The organism is Desulfofundulus thermobenzoicus (assembly GCF_009428905.1).
GTDB lineage: Bacteria > Bacillota > Desulfotomaculia > Desulfotomaculales > Desulfovirgulaceae > Desulfofundulus_A > Desulfofundulus_A thermobenzoicus.
In genome coordinates this window covers 1-14,693 of the sequence record NZ_WHYR01000065.1, presented here as the reverse complement: position 1 = coordinate 14,693, position 14,693 = coordinate 1, and the positions used below count along the sequence as shown (strand labels likewise).

Sequence of the window (14,693 nt, the reverse complement as noted above, 5' to 3'; positions counted from 1 at the left end):
CCGCGGGCCCGTTCCACCAGTTCGCCCCCGGTTTTCAGGGAGAGGAACAGGGCGCCGTGGAAGGTAAAGAGCAGCAGTGTGGCCAGCCCGCCCACCAGGGTGTAGGGGGACAGGAGGGTAAAGAAATTGCCGGCGTACTGCATGTGGCTGTCAATGGGTACGCCTTTGACCAGGTTGGTAACGGCCACGCCCCACAGCAGGGCGGGCACCAGGCTGCCGGCGCAGAGCACCCAGTCCCACAGGTTGCGCCAGCCCGGGCGGTCTTCCTTGCTGCGGAACTCAAAGGCCACCCCCCGCCCGATGAGGGCCAGCAGCATCAGGAACAGGGCCAGGTAAAAACCGCTGAACAGGGTGGCATACCAGTGGGGAAAGGCGGCGAAAATGGCCCCGCCGGCCGTTAAGAGCCAAACCTCGTTGCCGTCCCAGAAGGGACCGATGGTATTGATCAGCATCCGGCGTTCCGCATCATTTTTCCCCAGGAAGGGCACCAGGGTACCCACGCCGTAATCAAAACCTTCCAGGAAGAAATACCCCACAAAGAGAACGGTAATCAGGATGAACCAGAGAACATTTAAGTCCATAAAGACACCTCCCCGGCTTGCTCCAGGGACGGGGCTGCAGCGGCATCCTCCGGCCCCTGCTTCACCGCCCTGGACAACAGGTACACATCCACCACCGCCAGCACACCGTACACCAGGGTAAACACCACCATGGTGGTCAGCACGGCGCCGGCGGACACCACGGGCGAAACGGCCTGCTCCACCCGCTGCAAACCGTAGACGATCCAGGGCTGGCGGCCCACCTCGGCCATATACCAGCCGGCGGTGTTGGCAATGTAGGGCAGGGGTATGCTCCAGAGCAGGGCCTTTAACAGCCACGGCCTTTCTTCCAGCCGTCCTCTACTCCAGAAGTACAGAGCACAGAGGACCAGCAGGACCATCAACAGGCCGACCCCCACCATGAGGCGGAAGCTCCAGAAGACGGAGGTCACCGGCGGGATGTAATTGCCTGGACCGTACCTGTGTTCATAATCGGCCTGGATATCTTTAATCCCCTTGACCTCACCGCTGAAGGTGTTATAGGATAGGAAGCTTACCAGGCCGGGGACGCTGATCTCCCAGTGGTTGGTCTGCCGCTGCTCGTCAATCACCGCCACCAGGCTCAGGGGAGCCGGGTCGGCGCTTTCCCACAGGGCCTCGGCGGCCGCCATTTTCATGGGCTGGGACTGGACCAGGTGCTGGCCCTGGAAGTGACCAATGGTAGTCACCAGCAGGATGCTGATCACCCCCGTGACCATCCCCAGCTTAAAGGAACGGCGGAAAAAGTCCGTGTGTTTCTTGCGCAGCAGGTGGTAGGCGCTGATACCCATCACGAAAAAGGCGGCGGTGGTGAAGCCGGCCAGCACCGTGTGGGGGTACTGGTAGAGCACGTGGGGATTGGTCAACAGGGCGGCGAAGTCGGTCATCTCCGCCCGGCCGTTGCGCAGCACATAACCCACCGGCTCCTGCATGAAGGAATTGGCCACCAGAATCCAGAAGGCCGACAGGTTGGAGGCAAAGGCCACCAGCCAGATGGCGGCGGCATGCAGGGCCCTGGGCAGCTTATCCCAGCCGAACAACCACACCCCCAGGAAGGTGGACTCCAGGAAGAAGGCGGCCAGGGCCTCCACCGCCAGGGGGGCGCCGAAAATGTCGCCCACAAAGCGGGCATACTCCGACCAGTTCATACCGAAGTGGAATTCCTGTACGATACCGGTGACCACGCCCATGGCGAAGTTGATCAGGAACAGCTTGCCCCAGAAGCGGGTCATCTGCCTGTAGGTGTCATTCCCCGTGCGCACATAGATGGTTTCCATGATGGCCACCAGGACGGAAAGACCCAGGGTCAAAGGAACAAACAGGAAGTGGTAGACCGAGGTGATGGCAAACTGCCAGCGGGCCAGCAACAGTGCTTCCATAGATTTCCCTCCTTCTAAACTATCGATTAACCAACCCACAAAGAATAAAATAAATTCCTTCATACTCCTTTACCACGAACAAAATTTTTTCAGACGGCACTTTATCTCGACATATCCCTCCCCCCAAGTAGTTATTGGTCGTCAGAGGCTTTAAAAATGAAAACCGCCATGCATATGTATACTGGACAGGTATACATTAAAAACCTAAAAGACCTTATAAAATGCGGGTTCAGAGCTTGCTGTCATCTTTTTGCCGTTTCAGTAAGTTACCTTTTCAAATTGGTGCCGCAGGTTTAAGCATCCGGCACTCACCAGTTCCCCCAATCACTGCAATACAAATTACCGGAAAAACAAAGAAAATAAATGACAAAGAATCCCTGCATATTTGGTGAGTGTCAGGCGGCACCGTGCCGATGGTAGTGGTTTTACTGAGCGATTACAAATATAATAATGGTCCGCCGGTTATCACCGCTGGCGACACCCGGCATGGCTCCCGGGGCACCCTCCGATTCCCATAGTTTTAAACTTGAACTTTATGGTTTTATAAAAATTGTCCCTCAAAACCGGCGTTTGTAATAACAATTCTTTTTTTTAGAATTTATACTAACCAGGTATACTTTTAATTAATTATAAGCTCCCCATTTTTCCCTGTCAAGCATTTCCCGCCCCTTCCCCGGGATATAATTTGTTCAATTTTAACCATATCTCCCCGCCTGTTCCTCATCCCTCGAAACCACCCTCCACCACAGGCACGCGGCATTCCTGCCGGGGAAAGGCTGTCTATTATGGATCAGATCCCCTGGTTATTTCTTCCACAGCCTTATCTTTAGCACCGTCCAGAAACTTTTTTAGATCCTTAATCAGCGCCTGATCCACCTCCAAAAAGCCATCAAGCAGAACCTCCACCTTTTCCGGCAGGAGGTTAAAGCCATAAATATGGACAGCGTCCGCTGGGTGCGCCGCAAGGGCGTGAAGCTGGATAACCCTTACTGGGTGGACAAATTGGTCGAGGTCTGCGAGGATTACCAGCCCGACTTGATTATCTTTGACCCGCTCCAGAGGATTCACAGCAAGGTTGAGGACCGGCCTGGGAAATGGGCGAAGTGTGGGACCGCCTGCACGAGTTTGTCTTGCGTTTCCCTGACGCAGCGGTATTGGTTGTACACCACAAGTCCAAACCACAAGTAGAGTAGGCACAAAGTAGGTCCATAGGCCTATGGGCCTACTTTTCTGTTTCACGAAGGCCAAAATTTGGCCCAATGTTGGCCCAAACCTTGGCGCTACCCCTGGCCCTACTTGAACTTATCACACAACAGGTCGTCTTTTCATAGACTAGATGTTGTGCCAATCTTTTTAACTTGTTTTCTGCCGGAATAAGCTTAGTCTCATATTCTACAATTTTAAAATTTAACCTTTCCAGCACTCGATTCATCTCTTCAATGCGGAAAAGAAGTTTATCCCGTTGCTCGACAAGGATTTGCTTTCTGGCCTCTATAGTTTCGTCACCTTGCTGGAGCAGAGTAATATACTCAATCAGTGTTTTAACTTGAATACCTGCGCTGCGCATACATTTGATAAATTCAATCCACTTACAGTCTTCCTCCGTATAATCCCGGATACCACCTTCATTGCGATTAACACTGGGGATCAGTCCAATACGCTCATAATAGCGGAGTGTATCCGGTGAAAGACCAAATTTTTTGCTTACTTCCGCAATCGTCATCTGGTTTCACCTCCAATGTCCGATATTATTTAATACTTTGAGTTAGCTCCAAGTCAAGGGCTTTAAAATAGTAGCACTACCCGTGCTACTATTTTAAGAAACTGAGTATAATTCATGCTTATTTTTAAAATCCTGTATTACTCCAACCATTTCCTCAACAGGTCAATTGTATTACCTCTAAGCCGTTTAAGCGAGCCTTCCACCGATTTACTGATTTGTCTTCGACAGAAGCTTCTAAACCAAGTTTGCCTTATAAACATTTTTCACTACGCATCTTTTTCCTCTATTTTAATCTGCAAAAATATTCATCAGAAACAGGTTCCATCCATTCAACTTCACCCTTTTGAGGATTGGTTGTAATCGCGATATGAGAAAGCCAACTATCCTGAGCCGCTCCATGCCAATGCTTTACATCCGGCTGGATTTTTACAATATCGCCTTCTTTGATTATCTTTACAGGCCGGCCTTCTTCCTGATAATAGCCTCTTCCTCCGGTAACAAGCAAAATCTGTCCGCCGGGATGTTTATGCCAATTATTCCTTGCTCCCGGCTCAAAGGTAACATTATAGACTGCACAATTAAATACGCTGTCGTTAGAAACCAGCGTTTCAACCCAGGTCCTTCCTATGAAATATTCACTTGTAACTTGTTGCCCCTTTGGAAAAATTATACTGCTGACCAAGTTACTTGGTTCGGTTTTATCCATTCTTATTTCCCCTTTCGCTTATGATATACCAAGTCTCTTAAGCCAGACTGCAATATCTTTGTCTGCTTTGTTAACATTACTTCCGCGAATGGCTAAACCGGGCAGCACCCTTGCATTCGGGCAAAGTCTCTCGATGTCGCGCTCACTGTTTCCCATTCCGCTGCCTTCATGGGTGCAAAACGGAGCGATGGTCTTTCTTGCAAAATTGTAAGACTCTAAAAATGTGCAAACTGCCATCGGCATCGTTCCCCACCAATTGGGGTAGCCGAGGAAAATCACTTCATAGGGGCTTATATCATCGAGTTTATTGGCAAGATCTGGTCTGGCGTTCTGCCTTTTTCTTCCTTTGCTACCTCTGTTGTTTCTGTATAGTCTTCCGGATATGATTTAACTGTTTTTATTTCAAACATGTCGCCACCAGTTAATTCCTTTATTTTCTTTGCTACTACCTCTGTGTTCCCAATCGGCAGATTTAAAATACTGCCGCCTACATAATTATTTCCTCTGCGAGAAAAATAAGCGATAAGAATCTTTGAATACGCCAATTCCTATACTCCTTTCAAAATCACTGTCTTTCATTTGCCCACTATATATCAAATTTAAGCGTGCCAAGCCATTTCACGGTTTCCGGATCATTATGCGATAAGAACAGGCTCTTTTTGGTGTCCAATGTTGCAATTTTTTCCATATCCTCTTGACTTAATTCAAAGTCGAATATGCCAATGTTTTCAATCATCCTTTCTTTATGCACCGTTTTCGGGATTGTGACTATCCCTCTTTGAACCAGCCAGCGCAAAATCACCTGCGCAATTGTTTTATTGTACTCTTTGGCTATAGATGCCAAAACTTCATTCTGAAAGATGTTGTTCCTGCCTTCTGCAAAAGGACCCCAGGATTCTGGCTGTACATTGTATTTCTTCATGAACTCGATGCTTTCTGTTTGCTGGTAGAAAGGATGGATTTCAATTTGGTTCACAGCGGGAACTACCTCGTGGTGAATTATTAAATCCATCAAACGGTCTGGTTGGAAATTACTGACACCTATTGCCCTGACTAATCCTTCACGATAAAGCTCCTCCATAGCCCGCCAGGCACAATGCACATCGCCAAACGGTTGATGAATCAAGTAAAGGTCGATATAGTCAAGCTGAAGCCTTTTAAGCGATTTTTCAAATGCTTTCTTGGTCGTCTCATAGCCCGCGTCTTGTATCCAAAGTTTTGTAGTAATAAATAGTTCTTCTCTTTTCACCATACCTTCCTCGATTGCCCTCTTAATAGCCTTGCCAACCGCTTCTTCATTCATGTAGGCAGCTGCCGTGTCGATCAACCGATAACCTACCTTGATGGCTTCATAAACACACTGTTCACACTGCTCAAGATCGGTAATTTGATAGACACCATAGCCCAGTATAGGCATTTCAACACCGTTGTTCAAAATCACCTTTTGCATGTTAATCCCTCCTGTTGAATTAATTACATTGCCATACGCAGTATTTCTACGATATCTTCCTTTCGCAGAGGGGGACGACCTGGAAGCCTTCCTTCTTCATCCTGAAGCACTTTCAGCGTATCTTCTGCATAACGGAGAAGCGCTTCTTCGGTAATTTCTCCAATGCCCAATTCCGACAGGCGCGTGGGACAACCTATGGAACGCAAAAACTCTTCAAACCTATTAATACCCTCCATGGCCAGGCTCAAGTCGTCTTTGCCCGTTACCGAAAGGCCAAATATACGCTGAGCAAATTGGGCAAAACGGTCGTGACGGACCCTCGCAGCAAAGCGCATCCAGGCTGGGTTCACGACTGCCAATCCTGCTCCATGGGGGATATCGTAGAGTGCGGAAAGTGTGTGCTCGATCATATGAACAGGGTAAGCTCCGTTTGTTCCTACTTGTACCCAGCCATTGAGAGCAACTATCGACGCCCACTGCACCTGAGTGCGCGCTTCCAGGTCACTTCCATCAATAACCGCCTTTGGTCCCCACTCCAGGACAGTAAGGATCACTCCCTCGGCAAATCTGTCCTGAAGAGGAGTCCCGTCTATACCGTTAAAATAACCCTCGGTCACATGGGTTATTATGTCGCACACCCCAAAAGCTGTGTGATTTTTGGGTACTGTCACCGTAAGTTCAGGATCCACCACTGCCACACGAGGATAGAGAACGTCGGCCTGAACGAATGTTTTTAGCTTTTCTCCTTCATCGTCAATTGTGATCACCGCACCGTTGTTCATTTCCGAACCAGTTGCCGCCAGGGTAGGAACAGTGATAATGGGAAGAGCTCGCTCTGGCAGCCTGGGCATTTTTTCTGCACGCATTAGCATATCCCTGGGATGGCCTTCATAAAGGACTGTAGCTGCAATTACTTTTGAGGCGTCCATGACGCTACCGCCACCCATACCTATAACCACATCACATGCTTCTTTTTTCGCCAGCTCTGCAGCGCGCACTACAGTTGACAGACGGGGGTTTGGCTCAACACCTGAGAATTCCACCACTGAAACACCCGCTGCTTTCAGGCTGGATACCGCCCGGTCAAATGCTCCGCTTTTCTTTACACTTCCTCCACCAATGACGAGCAGTGCTTTTTTACCATACGGACGTACCGCTTTTCCTAACTGCGCCAGCGAACCCGCACCAAAGATGAGCCGGGTTCGGTTATAAAATTCAAATTTCATCATAGGTAATACCTCCAGATTTAAATTTTTTGGAGCGTAGTAACATTGATACTTACCGCAAAGGGGTTTAGCGGTACGTCATTTTTTCTGCCTCTTCAGAATATCGCTCTCCCCGGATGGGAATGTGTGAAAGTGCTTCGGCTATTTCTCTTAGATCCTCTTGGGTGAGAGTCACGGATACCGCTCCTATGTTTTCATTAAGCCGCTCCAGCTTTGTGGTCCCGGGGATGGGAACGATCCAGGGTTTTTGAGCCAGAAGCCAGGCCAGGGCTATCTGGGCAGGGGTTGCCTGTTTTCTGCGGGCGATTTCCTTTATAAAGTCAACCAAAGCAAGGTTTGCCCGTATTGCTTCAGGTTGAAAGCGAGGAATACTGCTGCGTATATCTGAGGGATCAAACTGAGCCTTATCGTCTATAGTCCCAGTGAGAAAACCCTTTCCGAGAGGACTGTAAGGCACAAACCCTATGCCCAGTTCTTCACAGGTGGGAAGCACCTCCTCTTCAGGCTTCCGCCACCATAAAGAGTACTCACTCTGCACCGCAGCCACCGGACAGACAGCATGAGCGCGGCGAATGGTTTGGGCTCCTGCCTCTGATAGTCCAAAGTACTTTACTTTGCCTTCCTGGATGAGATCCTTTACCGCTCCAGCCACGTCTTCAATGGGTACATTTGGATCCACGCGGTGCTGGTAGTAGAGATCAATCGCCTCTACCCTGAGCCTCTTGAGAGAACCTTCTACAGCTTTTTTGATATGCTCTGGTCGACTGTTGAGGCCCCTCCAGCCCGGTCTTCCGTCAGGATATAGATCAAACCCAAACTTGGTGGCAATCACCACCTCGCCCTTGAACGGTTCCAGAGCCTCTCCTACAAGTTCCTCATTAGTGTACGGCCCATAGACTTCAGCTGTATCAAAGAAGGTAACGCCCAGTTCTACTGCCTTGCTGATGAGCGCAGTCATCTCCTTCCTGTCAGGAAGAGGATTCTGGCCAAAACTCATCCGCATACATCCCAGTCCGATTGCTGAAACTTCAAGGCAACTTTTTCCAATTTTTCGTTTTTCCATATGTAACCCTCCTATTTTTTATCCACCATTAGAATATACATGCTGGAGTTAACTCCAAGTCAATACCTTTTAGAGTATAAATCTTAGCGGCTATCTTTGGGACTACTTCTAGCTTGCTTTTTCTGCCGTTATCTGGTAAATACCCCATGCATAGCCCCTCACCTGCCCAAACCGTTGGGCCTACTTGTTATCTTACTTTTCCTCGCTCGCCTGGTTCCATTGGAATGAGTGGTTTCGGAAACAGTTAGAAAGTCCCAGGTAAAAAAAGTGAACATACCATTAAATGTTTTCACGGGAAGGAATATACAACAAGGGGATAAGAAAGAAACTCAGGTAATTGGGAAATAATGGTACCATAAAAAGACAACAAAAAACCAGGCCTCTGAATGACGGCGTGGACAATCACAATTGAAAATACCCTTTTTACGGCAATCACAAACCTTGACACCGTAATGGCTGGCACCGGTGCGGATAGAAGAACCATCGCCGCCCAGGACCAGGTGGAGGGGATCAGGAATTAAACCGAGTTCCACTGAACGGTCGACAACACAGCGGGCAAAAACCTCCTGGATCAACCTTTCAGCACGTAACGGGAAAGGGTCACGGCCTTTAACAACCTGTTGAACGAGCTTATTCACAATACCGGAATGTTTTACCGGCAACTTCTCACCGGGTTTAAGCCTCTTTGATGGCTTTCTAAAAGGCCTTCTTAACCGCTTACGTCGCTCATTCGTATTCCGATGAATTCGACCACTGATTCCGAGGTTATTCGACCACCTGTTCCGAGGTGAAAACGACCACTCTCGGAGCGAAGCGACGCCCTTACCCCTTATCTAACAACACTGGCCGATTTAAAGCAAGTGGGTTTCCTCCATATAATGATCCTGATCCATTCTGGAGGCCCCCGCTTGAAATATAATGAATCCATCATGGTCTCTCCCTTATAGTGGTGAAAATAGGCATTGCCAGCATTTTTAGGATGGTGTTTTATCCTGAAAGCGATGACTTAACTTTGCGCAGGGACTCCCCCTTTAAATTGATTTTATGAGCGTTATGCACCAGCCGGTCCAGAACGGCGTCGGCCACGGTGGGGTCCGGGAACAGTCCGTGCCAGTGTTCCAGGGGGAGCTGGCTGGCCACGATGGTGGAGCGGACCTGCCAGCGGTCGTCAATCACCTCCAGCAAGTCGCGGCTGCTGGAATCGGTAAAGGGAGCCAGACCCCAATCATCCAGCACCAAAAGCTCTATCTTGGCCAGCTGGCTTAAAAGTCGGGGGTAGGAGCCGTCTCCCCGGGACAGGGAGAGCTCCTGCAGCAGCCGGGAGACCCGGTAATAGCGGGCGGAAAAACCTTGCCGGCAGGCCGCGTTGGCCAGGGCGCAGGCGAGAAAAGTTTTCCCCACACCGGTGGGACCGGAAATCAGTATATTAAGGTGTTCCCGAATCCACTGGCAAGTGCCCAGACTTTTCATTAACCCCCGGTCCAGGCCGCGGGGAGTTACGTAGTCGATATCCTCTAAACAGGCCGTAAGCCTTAACCGGGCCTGGCGTAGCAAACGGGCCAGCCGTTTGTTTTGCCGGTGGAGCCACTCCTGCTCCACTAAAAGAGCGAAGCGCTCTTCGAAGGAAAGGTCGTGATAGCCGGTATCATGCAATTGGGCGCCAAAAGCCTGGGCCATCCCGGTCAGGCGCAGCTGATGAAGGCGCTCGATAGTCTGCTGGGCCAGCATTTAGCGCACCCCCTTCTGGGCGTAATAAGCCGCTCCCCGTAGATTAGGATGCTCGCGGGGCGCAAGTTTTGCTTCCTCCAGCGGCACCCGATCCAACCCTTTTTCGAGGATTGATTTAACGTGGCGGTAAGCGTATGCACCGCTGGCCAGAGCCCGCCGGCAGGCCGCTTCCAAAAGTTCCGGGGAATACTTCTCACCCAGACGCATGACACCTAAACAGGAGCGGTAACCCTGTTCGGGGTGGGGCCGGGAGGAAAGAATGACTTCAACCATCCGGGCAGTGTCCGGGCCAGTGGTTTTGGCCCAGGTTACGATCCGTTCCGGGGTCCACTCCAGGTACTTTTGATGCTTTTCCGGCCGGTGGAGAGGGTCGGTGCTGTACTCGCCCTTGCCGAACCGACGCCGGTGAACGGCCACCCGCTGCCCTTTATGCAGGAGCTCAACCGTATTGGCCGTTATCCGAACGTCGACCTCTTTATGAATCAGCTGGTAAGGGGCGCTGTAGTAGTTTGCTTCCACCTCCACGTGGTAGTCAATGTTTACCCGGACCTTTTTCCAGAGGGCAAACTCATAACGCTGGCCGGGCAGCGGCTTTAGAGCCGGCTTGTCCAGGGTGACAAACAGCTGGTACCGGGTGCCCGCGAGCTTTTGGAAAGGGCGTTGGTTTAATTCCTGGACGCCAATTTGAATCGCCTGGTTTAACTCGACGAGGCTAAAAAAGGTGCGGTGGCGCAAAGGAGCCAGGACCTGGCGTTCGACAACCTGCACACCCGTTTCGACCTTGGCCTTGTCCCTTGGGTGGGCGGCCCGGGCAGGAATGATCACCGTGCCGTAATGGGTGGCCATTTCGTGGTAAGTGGGGTTTAAATCCGGCTCGTACCGGCAGGGTTTAAGAACAGCTGTTTTTGTATTGTCGGGAACCACGATTTCCGTTACGCCACCGAAAAACTCAAAGGCACGGCAGTGGGCGCTGATCCAGGCATAGAGGTCCTGGGTTAAAGTGGCCTCGGCGTAGGTGTAGTTGCTGGCCCCTAAAACGGCCACGTAAATGTAGGCCGGGTTCTTTTCGCCGGTGGCAGTATTGGTGATATACATCACCAGTCCGGCATAATCAACGAACATCTTCTCTCCTGCTTTGTGAACCAGGCGCAAAGGGGGATCGATAGTCTTGCGCCAGATGTGGTAAAGCTCACAAAACCGGCTGTACTGGTAGCCCTCCGGGTGCTGCTGCTTGTACTCCGTCCAGAGAAGTTGCAGGGTGACGCCCTTTTTCTTCAGTTCCTGGTGAATCCAGTTGTAGTCCGGCTCCGGGGAAAAACGCCGGGCGGAGTTGTTCCCAGGAAAGAGCAGTTTTTCTAAAGCGGTGTCGTCCAAATCCACGGGAATCGGCCAGGTGATCCCGGCCGCCTGGGCTCTCGCCAGGTATTCGCTGACCGTGCTGTGGGATAAGTTGCAACTGCGGGCGATCTGCCTGATACCCAAATTGAGTTCCCATTTTAACCGTAAAATTTCTTTGATCTTGCGCATAGACAACCTCCTTCTGGGCATTGTCTCCTCCTCCCGTTGGTAGTCTTATTGCTTGAATTTAATGGGGAGGAGGAAAATTCCTTTGGTTCGTTGTCTTATGCGCCGCTTGCTCGTTCCGAAAGATAGCGACCACTAATTCCTGGCAATACGACCACCAATTCCAACCAGTTGGCAAAAGTGGTCGCAATCAATCGGAATGAATGGACGGTTTACTTCGGAATGGGTGGTCGATTTAGATTGGAAGCGGTGGTCGGATTAGATTGGAATGGGTGGTCGTTTTCGGTTGGAATATGCACTCATAGGTAGGCTTCACACGGCTGGAAGGGACATGGGTATCACCTCCTTATTCGTGTTTCAATTCCTCATAGGTAGGCTTCACACCCTCTGGGCCGCGCCAACCGGCCCGCCCCGGAAGGTTGTTTCAATTCCTCATAGGTAGGCTTCGCACACCGAAAATCCCCGTGAAAACCATTTTCCAAAATCGTTTCAATTCCTCATAGGTAGGCTTCACACCCGCTCTGGGCCAGGGCCTTTTCGCCCAGGCGGATTGTTTCAATTCCTCATAGGTAGGCTTCACACTTACCTGCTGTGGGTGCCCGCACGCTGGCTATACCGGTTTCAATTCCTCATAGGTAGGCTTCACACACTGCGGGCGCCTGGGCCCGGGACGAGCCAGTGGCGGTTTCAATTCCTCATAGGTAGGCTTCACACAATGAGTAACCATTCCTTCCGGAGGTGGTCTTCTTGGTTTCAATTCCTCATAGGTAGGCTTCACACCGGATATGGCCGCCGTGTCAATCACCTGACCCTCCTGTTTCAATTCCTCATAGGTAGGCTTCACACGGCAGGCAGGAAGCGGCCACCCCGGTGGTCATGTTCTGTTTCAATTCCTCATAGGTAGGCTTCACACGGCAGGCAGGAAGCGGCCACCCCGGTGGTCATGTTCTGTTTCAATTCCTCATAGGTAGGCTTCACACTCCACCATCGCAACCAGAAACGGATTGTTGCCGGTGTTTCAATTCCTCATAGGTAGGCTTCACACCGGACCTGACCACCGTGTCAATCACCTGACCCTCCTGTTTCAATTCCTCATAGGTAGGCTTCACACGGGGTAGGGAGATTGTCACCGGGCGGGAAAGGAACTGTTTCAATTCCTCATAGGTAGGCTTCACACTAAACTAGTACCGTGACCCATAAATTCACGCCATAAAAGAGGCTGAATTTGGCAGTTTAATCTGTTCTTCAACGCCCAGTAGTTTCTTGAGATCGTCAGCTGTAAATTTCCATTTAAAAGGGTGTGCCCAGTTCTCATTCCAGGTAACAATAAATTTCATTACCTCATCCATGCCTTTTGCAATACTTTTCCAATCAGCACGGTGGATGCACTTTCCATTTAGAATACTAAACCAGATTTCGATCTGGTTTAGCCAGGAGCCATGGAATGGAAGAAAAACCAACTGAATGTTGTGCTTAGCTACCAACTCCTGGACATTGCTGTGAAGGTGGGTTTTTAAGTTATCTAAAATGATATAAAGTTTCTGGTTGGCAAATGAGGCCAGCAACTTCTCTAAAAAATCCCGGAACTCTACGTTTGTATGGCGCTCGTAGCACTGGCCGAAAACTTTTCCGGTGGCGATGTTCAGCCCAGCAATCAGACAAAATGTACCATGCCGTTTGTACTCAAACTCTTGCTTCTGACAGTGGCCGGGAAGCATGGGCAGGCCCGGGTGCTTTCTTTCTAACGCCTGAATGCCAGTACGTTCATCTACGCAAATAACCACTCCATCCTCGGGAGGTGACTGGTATAGCTTTAGCACCTGCTCTGCTTTTTGAAAGAAATGCGGGTCGGTACGCGTTAAAAAGTACTTAATCCGGTGGGGCTGCAGGTGGTGCGCCTTTAAAATGCGCCGCACCGTTTCCCGGCTGATTTTTCCTATTTCGGCAAAGCGCTGGCGAATAATCTGCGCCAGGGTTCTTACCGACCAGTGGGTGACCCCAGGAAGGTATTCTTTACCGGGGTACTGGCAAGCCAAACCGACCACTTTCAGGCGGACCTCCGGAGAATACACCTGGGGGCGACCGCTCCGGGGAAGATCTAAAAGTCCTTTGGGACCCATCCGGGAAAACCGGTCTAACCATTTTTGGACGGTTTTTACGCTCCGGTGTAGGTAGGCGGCAACCATTTGCAAAGAATAACCGGCCACCACCTGGAGAACCATCTGCACCCGGCAAACCAGACGATAACTTTCTTTCTGGGAACGGGCAAGCTGGAACACTTCTTTAATTTCTACCGGTTTAACCGGGTAATAGCGCTCTTTAGTTTTTTTTAACCAATCCTTTCACCTGGGGGAATCCCAGTCGGTTTAAATGGTAGCGCACGGTCCGGGGGCTGATCTTCTTCTCTGGAAAGCGTTCGTTTAAGGCGGCCCAGATGTCTTCGCTGGAGAAGGGAATCCCTTCGGCAATCCTGGTACAGACCTGGTAGATGAGCTCGGCCTTTACTTCTGGGGTAACCTTGTAGTCGCTTTTTTGCCCCTGGCGCTGGTCAATTAAACCTGCGCTGCCCTTTTGCCGGTACCTTTCCCGAAGACGGCCGAAAGCCTGGGGGGTATAACCTAGAATTTGCGCTCCTTCGGCATTGGAGAGAAGCCCCGCTTCCGTTAAAGTGACGCTGAGCACCTTCTTCGCTAAGCGATCATGATCGGGAATCACGATGACTTTGTCCAGGAGGTGGATTTGCTTATAACTTTCCCCCTGGGTAATGGTCACCGGTTTTTCTTCCGGGATCATTTTGATCTTCCGGTGATCGACAAAACCTTCTAAGCCATTGCTGAGTACGCGATCCACCAGTGTTTTTACACCGGGAACCTGGTAGCCGAAAAGCTTGGCAATCAGCTCCCGGGGAAACCCTAATACGTAAAGGACGAAAATGATTAACCGGAGCAACACATCTTGACCCAGGGCCTGGGCGGCTCTGGCATACCTCCTTTCACCCAGGACCAGAGATTGTTCAGCAGGTAACTGCGGGCAATGCATTTAGTTCACAATCTCCTTTCAAAAACAGCCATTAATGATGAATAGATTGGCTCGCTAATGGTATTTTACCCACAGTGTACCATAATTATGGATGTTTTGCAAGAATTTTTTATGTTGCCAATAGGTTGGTAGGGATTTTTATGTCACGGTACTAGCCATGATCACACCCGAAACCTTAATTGTAGGTGTTGACGTGGCCAAGCGCACCCACTACGCCCAAATGATTAATTTCCGGGGGGAGGGACTGCACAAGCCGTTCCCATTCCAGAATACCAGA

At 50.4% G+C, this 14,693-nt stretch carries 14 protein-coding genes, 1 pseudogene and 1 CRISPR repeat array; all 15 genes and pseudogenes read right to left on the bottom strand.

Annotated features, from left to right (window positions below; all coding sequences use genetic code 11):
- The coding region (gene cydB / locus GFC01_RS16320) for a cytochrome d ubiquinol oxidase subunit II (RefSeq protein WP_152948222.1) at positions 1-581 on the bottom strand (581 nt) is incomplete at its 3' end.
- Complete coding sequence (locus GFC01_RS16315) at positions 572-1,957, bottom strand: cytochrome ubiquinol oxidase subunit I (RefSeq protein ID WP_152948221.1); 1,386 nt, start codon at positions 1,955-1,957, stop codon at positions 572-574. The genes cydB and GFC01_RS16315, both read right to left, overlap by 10 nt.
- Positions 1,958-2,740: 783 nt before the next feature.
- Positions 2,741-3,025, bottom strand: coding sequence for a hypothetical protein (locus tag GFC01_RS16310; RefSeq protein WP_152948220.1), 285 nt, complete (start codon positions 3,023-3,025; stop codon positions 2,741-2,743).
- Between the two features lie 280 nt (positions 3,026-3,305).
- Positions 3,306-3,680 (bottom strand): annotated as a pseudogene (locus tag GFC01_RS16305) (MerR family transcriptional regulator); the annotation flags it as partial.
- Positions 3,681-3,963: 283 nt separating this feature from the next.
- Positions 3,964-4,386 carry a (R)-mandelonitrile lyase gene (locus GFC01_RS16300; RefSeq protein WP_152948218.1) on the bottom strand — a complete coding sequence of 141 codons (423 nt, stop codon included), beginning with the start codon at positions 4,384-4,386 and terminating at the stop codon, positions 3,964-3,966.
- Between the two features lie 18 nt (positions 4,387-4,404).
- Positions 4,405-4,770, bottom strand: a complete 366-nt coding sequence (locus tag GFC01_RS16295; RefSeq protein ID WP_341474055.1) for a flavodoxin — start codon at positions 4,768-4,770, stop codon at positions 4,405-4,407.
- Positions 4,677-4,931 carry an NADPH-dependent FMN reductase family protein gene (locus GFC01_RS20050; protein WP_341474054.1) on the bottom strand — a complete coding sequence of 85 codons (255 nt, stop codon included), beginning with the start codon at positions 4,929-4,931 and terminating at the stop codon, positions 4,677-4,679. The genes GFC01_RS16295 and GFC01_RS20050 overlap by 94 nt, the downstream gene beginning before the upstream one ends.
- Before the next feature lie 41 nt (positions 4,932-4,972).
- On the bottom strand, positions 4,973-5,836 hold the full coding sequence (locus GFC01_RS16290) for an aldo/keto reductase (RefSeq protein WP_152948217.1): 864 nt from the start codon (positions 5,834-5,836) through the stop codon (positions 4,973-4,975).
- A 23-nt stretch (positions 5,837-5,859) separates the two neighbouring features.
- The gene (locus GFC01_RS16285) at positions 5,860-7,065 is read right to left on the bottom strand and encodes an iron-containing alcohol dehydrogenase (protein ID WP_152948216.1); all 1,206 of its coding nucleotides are present in this window, start codon (positions 7,063-7,065) and stop codon (positions 5,860-5,862) included.
- Between the two features lie 64 nt (positions 7,066-7,129).
- A complete protein-coding gene (locus GFC01_RS16280; RefSeq protein WP_152948215.1) occupies positions 7,130-8,125 on the bottom strand; it encodes an aldo/keto reductase in 996 nt (331 codons plus the stop codon).
- Positions 8,126-8,454: 329 nt separating this feature from the next.
- On the bottom strand, positions 8,455-8,787 hold the full coding sequence (locus GFC01_RS16275) for a hypothetical protein (protein ID WP_152948214.1): 333 nt from the start codon (positions 8,785-8,787) through the stop codon (positions 8,455-8,457).
- A gap of 325 nt (positions 8,788-9,112) precedes the next feature.
- Positions 9,113-9,853 carry an IS21-like element helper ATPase IstB gene (gene istB / locus GFC01_RS16270; protein WP_152948213.1) on the bottom strand — a complete coding sequence of 247 codons (741 nt, stop codon included), beginning with the start codon at positions 9,851-9,853 and terminating at the stop codon, positions 9,113-9,115.
- Positions 9,854-11,401, bottom strand: coding sequence for an IS21 family transposase (istA, locus tag GFC01_RS16265; protein ID WP_152948212.1), 1,548 nt, complete (start codon positions 11,399-11,401; stop codon positions 9,854-9,856).
- 330 nt (positions 11,402-11,731) lie between these two features.
- A CRISPR array of direct repeats spans positions 11,732-12,554; the repeat unit is 30 nt; unit sequence GTTTCAATTCCTCATAGGTAGGCTTCACAC.
- Between the two features lie 25 nt (positions 12,555-12,579).
- On the bottom strand, positions 12,580-13,656 hold the full coding sequence (locus GFC01_RS16260; RefSeq protein ID WP_152948211.1) for an IS630 family transposase: 1,077 nt from the start codon (positions 13,654-13,656) through the stop codon (positions 12,580-12,582).
- A gap of 40 nt (positions 13,657-13,696) precedes the next feature.
- Positions 13,697-14,416, bottom strand: coding sequence for a helix-turn-helix domain-containing protein (locus tag GFC01_RS16255; protein ID WP_152948210.1), 720 nt, complete (start codon positions 14,414-14,416; stop codon positions 13,697-13,699).
- Between the last annotated feature and the right edge of the window lie 277 nt (positions 14,417-14,693).